Annotated in this window: 1 protein-coding gene; it reads right to left on the reverse strand. The window is 63.0% G+C overall.

Going from position 1 to position 508, the window contains the following annotated elements; all coding sequences use genetic code 11:
• Positions 1-508, reverse strand: a 508-nt coding sequence (gene tssI / locus KVG87_RS25730) for a type VI secretion system tip protein TssI/VgrG (RefSeq protein ID WP_217853245.1), incomplete at both ends; no start/stop codon positions are given.

Here is a 508-nt window from a genome sequence, read left to right on the forward strand (position 1 = left end):
GCCTTTTTTGTCTTCGATGCGCAGTTCGTTGTAGCCGCCACCACCCATGGAACTCAGGGTCTTGAAAGTGCTGCGGGTCTTGTTCGCCGGCAGTGGATAGGGGACGGTGTTTTCCTTGTGGTACAGGCAGCCGCTGATCAGCGGTTGATCGGGGTCGCCTTCAAGGAACGTGACCAGCACTTCCATGCCGATGCGCGGGATGGCGATGCCGCCGTACTGGGCGCCGGCCCAGGCGGAGGAGACGCGCAGCCAGCAACTGGTCTTGTCGTCGGCCTGGCCTTCGCGGTCCCAATGGAACTGGACTTTGACCCGGCCGTATTCGTCGCAGTGGATTTCTTCGCCTTTCGGGCCGGTGACCACGGCGCTCTGGCTGCCGAGAATGCGTGGTTTCGGGTGGCGCAGCGGCGGGCGATTGGGCACGTCCCACGGCGTGGCCTGGAAGCGGTTGCGATAACCCTGATGGAAATCGTCTTTCAGCGCGGTGGTGTCGCTGGTCACCGACTCTTCG

Origin of the sequence: Pseudomonas siliginis (assembly GCF_019145195.1) — a bacterium.
GTDB lineage: Bacteria > Pseudomonadota > Gammaproteobacteria > Pseudomonadales > Pseudomonadaceae > Aquipseudomonas > Aquipseudomonas siliginis.